The organism is Acinetobacter sp. RIT698, from assembly GCF_009668065.1.
Taxonomy (GTDB): Bacteria; Pseudomonadota; Gammaproteobacteria; order Pseudomonadales; family Moraxellaceae; genus Acinetobacter; species Acinetobacter guillouiae.
Genome location: NZ_WJYH01000105.1, coordinates 1 through 3,197 on the forward strand (window position 1 = coordinate 1; position 3,197 = coordinate 3,197).

At 49.1% G+C, this 3,197-nt stretch carries 1 rRNA gene; it reads right to left on the reverse strand.

What is annotated here, in order from left to right:
* Positions 1-22: 22 nt before the first annotated feature.
* Positions 23-2,913 (reverse strand): 23S ribosomal RNA (locus GJV03_RS21185).
* Between the last annotated feature and the right edge of the window lie 284 nt (positions 2,914-3,197).

The window sequence follows — 3,197 nt, forward strand, 5'->3', positions numbered from 1 at the left end:
TATACAACTGCTTGGGTGTTGTATAGTCAAGCCTCACGAGCAATTAGTATTGGTCAGCTTCATGCGTCACCGCACTTCCACATCCAACCTATCAACGTCGTAGTCTTCAACGGCTCTTTAGAGGACATAAAGTCCTAGGGAAATCTTATCTTGAGGTAGGCTTCCCGCTTAGATGCTTTCAGCGGTTATCCCTTCCGAACATAGCTACCCGGCGATGCGACTGGCGTCACAACCGGTACACCAGAGGTTCGTCCACTCTGGTCCTCTCGTACTAGGAGCAGATCCTCTCAAATTTCCAACGCCCACGGTAGATAGGGACCGAACTGTCTCACGACGTTCTAAACCCAGCTCGCGTACCTCTTTAAATGGCGAACAGCCATACCCTTGGGACCTGCTTCAGCCCCAGGATGAGATGAGCCGACATCGAGGTGCCAAACACCGCCGTCGATATGAACTCTTGGGCGGTATCAGCCTGTTATCCCCAGAGTACCTTTTATCCGTTGAGCGATGGCCCTTCCATACAGAACCACCGGATCACTAAGACCTACTTTCGTACCTGCTCGACTTGTGGGTCTCGCAGTTAAGCGCGCTTTTGCCTTTATACTCTACGCGTGATTTCCGACCACGCTGAGCGCACCTTCGTACTCCTCCGTTACTCTTTAGGAGGAGACCGCCCCAGTCAAACTACCCACCAGACATGGTCCTCGTCCCGGATAACGGGACAGAGTTAGAACCTCAATATTACCAGGGTGGTATTTCAAGGATGGCTCCATAGCAACTGGCGTCACTACTTCAAAGCCTCCCACCTATCCTACACAAGTAAGATCAAAGTTCAATGTCAAGCTGCAGTAAAGGTTCACGGGGTCTTTCCGTCTAGCCGCGGGTACACCGCATCTTCACGGCGATTTCGATTTCACTGAGCCTCTGCTGGAGACAGCGCCCCCATCATTATGCCATTCGTGCAGGTCGGAACTTACCCGACAAGGAATTTCGCTACCTTAGGACCGTTATAGTTACGGCCGCCGTTTACTGGGGCTTCGATCAAGAGCTTCGCTTACGCTAACCCCATCAATTAACCTTCCAGCACCGGGCAGGCATCACACCCTATACGTCCACTTTCGTGTTTGCAGAGTGCTATGTTTTTAATAAACAGTTGCAGGGGCCTGGTTTCTGTGGCTGCCAATAGCTCAAGGAGCAAGTCCTATCACCGTCAGCAGCGTACCTTCTCCCGAAGTTACGGTACCATTTTGCCTAGTTCCTTCAGCAGAGTTCTCTCAAGCGCTTTGGTCTACTCGACCTGACCACCTGTGTCGGTTTAGGGTACGATTCCTGTGTAACTGAAGCTTAGAGACTTTTCCTGGAAGCATAGTATCAGCCACTTCGCTAGTAAACTAGCTTGCTATCAGCTCTCAGCATAGAGCACCCCGGATTTGCCTAAGATGCATGCCTACTGCCTTTCACCTGGACAACCAACGCCAGGCTGACTTAACTTTCTCCGTCCTCTCATCGCATTACACAGAAGTATTGGAATATTAACCAATTTCCCATCGACTACGCCTCTCGGCCTCGCCTTAGGGGTCGACTCACCCAGCCCCGATTAACGTTGGACTGGAACCCTTGGTCTTTCAGCGAACGGGTTTTTCACCCGTTTTGTCGTTACTCACGTCAGCATTCGCACTTCTGATACCTCCAGCATACTTCTCAATACACCTTCATCGGCTTACAGAACGCTCCCCTACCACGTGCACATTGTGCACATCCGCAGCTTCGGCATATAGTTTTAGCCCCGTTACATCTTCCGCGCAGGCCGACTCGACTAGTGAGCTATTACGCTTTCTTTAAAGGGTGGCTGCTTCTAAGCCAACCTCCTAGCTGTCTATGCCTTCCCACATCGTTTCCCACTTAACTATAATTTGGGGGCCTTAGCTGGCGGTCTGGATTGTTTTCCTCTTGACTACGGACGTTAGCACCCGCAGTCTGTCTCCCGGATAGTACTCATAGGTATTCGGAGTTTGCATCGGTTTGGTAAGTCGGGATGACCCCCTAGCCGAAACAGTGCTCTACCCCCTATGGTATTCGTCCGAGGCGCTACCTAAATAGCTTTCGGGGAGAACCAGCTATCACCGAGTTTGATTAGCCTTTCACCCCTATCCACAAGTCATCCCCTGGCTTTTCAACGACAGTGGGTTCGGTCCTCCAGTTAGTGTTACCCAACCTTCAACCTGCTCATGGATAGATCACCCGGTTTCGGGTCTATACCCAGCAACTAAACGCCCTATTAAGACTCGATTTCTCTACGGCTCCCCTATACGGTTAACCTTGCTACTGAATATAAGTCGCTGACCCATTATACAAAAGGTACGCAGTCACCGAACAAGTCGGCTCCCACTGCTTGTATGCATGCGGTTTCAGGATCTATTTCACTCCCCTCACAGGGGTTCTTTTCGCCTTTCCCTCACGGTACTGGTTCACTATCGGTCAGTCAGGAGTATTTAGCCTTGGAGGATGGTCCCCCCATATTCAGACAAGGTTTCACGTGCCTCGCCCTACTCGTCATCATTATATGTGCCCTTTCGTGTACGGGACTATCACCCTCTACGGTAGCACTTCCCAGAGCTTTCCGCTAAAACACATATAACTTAATGGGCTGATCCCCGTTCGCTCGCCGCTACTGAGGGAATCTCAATTGATTTCTTTTCCTAAGGGTACTGAGATGTTTCACTTCCCCTCGTTCGCCTCGCATGACTATGTATTCATCATGCGATACCTACCTTATGGTAAGTGGGTTTCCCCATTCAGAAATCTCCGGATCACAGGATATTTGCCGCCTCCCCGAAGCTTATCGCAGGCTATTACGTCTTTCATCGCCTCTGACTGCCAAGGCATCCACCACATGCACTTAATTACTTGACTATACAACCCCAAACAGTCGTTAATCCCTACAAGGAGGATCAACAATGTGAACTTAATCACTTCTATTTGTTGCCTGTGAACTTAATCACTATACAGCTTCAATTTAATTCATATACCAAAACGCTTGATTCAGTTTTATCGCTAGTGCTCATTTCATTCAACATTAACAATTGCTTGCTAACATCAACTAAAACGAGTTTAAACAATTATTTCAACTCAAATATATTCTGTTAATGATTCACTACCGCCTCGTCAGCGAGTAGTTAACTGTGATAAATCACAGA